At 72.1% G+C, this 2,297-nt stretch carries 2 protein-coding genes and 1 pseudogene; 1 reads left to right on the top strand and 2 read right to left on the bottom strand.

Going from position 1 to position 2,297, the window contains the following annotated elements; translation table 11 throughout:
- Positions 1-160: 160 nt before the first annotated feature.
- Complete coding sequence (locus tag ACWEVN_RS47600) at positions 161-718, bottom strand: AAA family ATPase (protein WP_452055678.1); 558 nt, start codon at positions 716-718, stop codon at positions 161-163.
- Positions 719-951: 233 nt separating this feature from the next.
- Here ACWEVN_RS47600 and ACWEVN_RS47595 point away from each other — a divergent pair, with 233 nt between their 5' ends.
- Positions 952-1,374, top strand: coding sequence for a hypothetical protein (locus ACWEVN_RS47595; RefSeq protein ID WP_452055677.1), 423 nt, complete (start codon positions 952-954; stop codon positions 1,372-1,374).
- On the opposite strand, the pseudogene ACWEVN_RS47590 reads toward ACWEVN_RS47595, so the two are convergent.
- A pseudogene (locus ACWEVN_RS47590) lies at positions 1,352-2,297 on the bottom strand (hypothetical protein); the annotation flags it as partial. The gene ACWEVN_RS47595 and the pseudogene ACWEVN_RS47590 sit on opposite strands and share 23 nt — an antisense overlap.

The following is a 2,297-nucleotide window of genomic DNA, read 5'->3' as shown; positions in this document are numbered from 1 at the left end:
GGCACGCTTTCCCGCCTTGACACGGCGTGCCGGCCGTTGAACAATCCGGCGTTCGGGTCGGCGGGGTCCCCAAGGCGACCTTACGACGGCTTTCAAATACCCGGCAGGACACCAAGGCCACTCGCCGAAGCTTCTCGCGTGCCCGCCAGGGCACCCCGGATCACCCCACCTCAACACCCCCCGCAACAACCAACCGAGCCCGCGAGGCCCAACCCCGATCAACAACCTGAACACTCCGCCACCCAGCCGGAACCCGATCAGCCAGCAACCCCACCCGCCACTTCCCCACCCGCCGAACGTGCCGACGAAAAGACCGAGCCCGAACCACCCGCCCCCGGCTCACTTGCCCGGCGAGCGCAACCTCCGCAGGCACGTCGAGGAACAACAACCGCACCGACCGCCCGCTCACCACCCCGACCAGCGCCAGCAACGCCCGGGTCGAAGCCCGCGTGGACGGCTCGTGGACCACGACCGGCCCGTCCTCACCGAGCGCCCGCGCGACGATCCGCGCCCGGTGCCACGCGTGCACCACCGGCCGGTACCAGCGGTACGGCAAAGCCGGAACCAGCGCCCCCAATCTTTCCCGCACCTGGTCGGAGTCCAGCACCGGCAGCCCGGCGGCGGCGTGGCGGAGCATGGTCGTCTTCCCCGCTCCCGGCAACCCCGCCACGACGAGCAGGTCGCGCCGGCCGAGCTCGATGACAGTGGGCTCACTCATGACCCGCCAACGTCCCAGCGAAGGTAATGGTTCCTTTACCTTACGCAGGGTGACAGACACGCCGAAGACCACCCGGCCGCGCCCCGGGTCACTCCATCGCCTGAAAACCCATGCGCGCCAAGGCATTCGTCGCCGGAACCGCTTCGGGTGAAGATCGCCCGAAGACCTTCCCGGCGTCCGGAAAATCCCTATCTTCTGGAAGGGACGCTCAGTGAGAACAGGGGAAACTCGTCATGACCCAGTCGCTGGAACTCCCGGTTCAGGAATACTGTCTCGATTGGACGCTCACGGGCGACGAAGGCGCCCGGGTCGAGATCACCCTCTCCGGGCAGGTGTCCCTGCTGGACAACAACCGGTTCTACAAGATCGACGGCGTCGTCTACGTCTCCGAGGGCGACGCCGACATCCGCGCGGTCGGGAACCCGCGGATCTCCGTGCGCCGCAACGGCGTCGAGAAGACCGGGCGCCAGTGGGGCTGGGAGATGTGCTCGGCGCGCAAGAGCCTCGGCGCGCTGAACACGATGGAGGGCTACTTCGTCCGCACCGGCTACTGGGCGCCCGCGGACCGCGCCATCCAGCTGAGCCTGTGCGCCGAACTGGGGTGGAGCCGGCGCAAGAGCTACAGCCCGCACGTCACCGTGCGGATGGTCGACTGACCACTGTGGACGCCCGGCGCCGCGCCGCCGCGACGACCAGCCCGGCCGCCACCGCGCCGGCCACCGCACACCCGGCCCCGAACCCCGGCGACGGCTCGTGCACCCGCAGCACGGACACGCACAGCCACACCGCGGCGCCGAACAGCAGGCCCAGCACGGGGCCGCCGACGGCCGCGCCCCGCCAGCGGTGGCCGTTGCGGATCGTCCGCAGCCCCGATTCGAGGTAGGCGAGCGCGAACAGCGCCAGGATGAGACTGCCCGCGCCCATCGCGCTGGCCAGCGGGTGCTGACTGGTGAGCAGGGTGAAGGTCTGCGTGGCCGAGTCGGTCCGCACCTCGGCGGTGACGGCACCCCCGACGATCCACCGGGCGACCCCCGGAAGGGTGAGTTCGGCGCTGAAGCCGTTGCCCTCGGGCTTCGCCTCGGCGGACGCGGACCCGAGCGGAATCCCGGCGGCGGAAAGCGCCAGCGCAACGCGACCCGGCTTGCCGGGCCCGGTCAGCACGACGGGCTTGCTGAGATCGACCTCGACGGGCGCGCCGGCGGAGTCACCCCCGAGCGTCACGGTGGACACTGGGTGCGGCAGCCGCGCGGGGTTGAGCAGGGCAAGCACGACGAGAACGACCGCGGCCGCTCCGGCCGCCAGCCGCAACCACACCACGGCGGCTTGCGAAGCGGACTCGTCCGGCGCGGAACCGGTCGCACCGCCGGACCACCCAGTGCCGGCATCGGCACCGGCCCGCCCGGCACCACCCGGTCCAGCGCCGGCCACCCCGGCCCCCGAACCAGCGCCACCCGGCCACTCGCCGCCGGCCACCCCGGCCCCCGAACCGGCGCCACCCGGCCACCCGGCGCCCGCCGCATCGCCGCCCGGCCATCCCGGCTCGCCCACCTCGGCGGGCGCTCCGACCAGCGTCGCCCCG

The organism is Amycolatopsis sp. NPDC003861, from assembly GCF_053605405.1.
Note: the sequence above shows the minus strand (reverse complement) of the source record. Positions and strands in the feature narration are given on the sequence as shown.

Bases quoted from the DNA above. Each gene is read 5' to 3' on its own strand.
- ACWEVN_RS47600 (WP_452055678.1), bottom strand. From the start codon at position 718: ATGAGTGAGCCCACTGTCATCGAGCTCGGCCGGCGCGACCTGCTCGTC.
- ACWEVN_RS47595 (WP_452055677.1), top strand. From the start codon at position 952: ATGACCCAGTCGCTGGAACTCCCGGTTCAGGAATACTGTCTCGATTGG.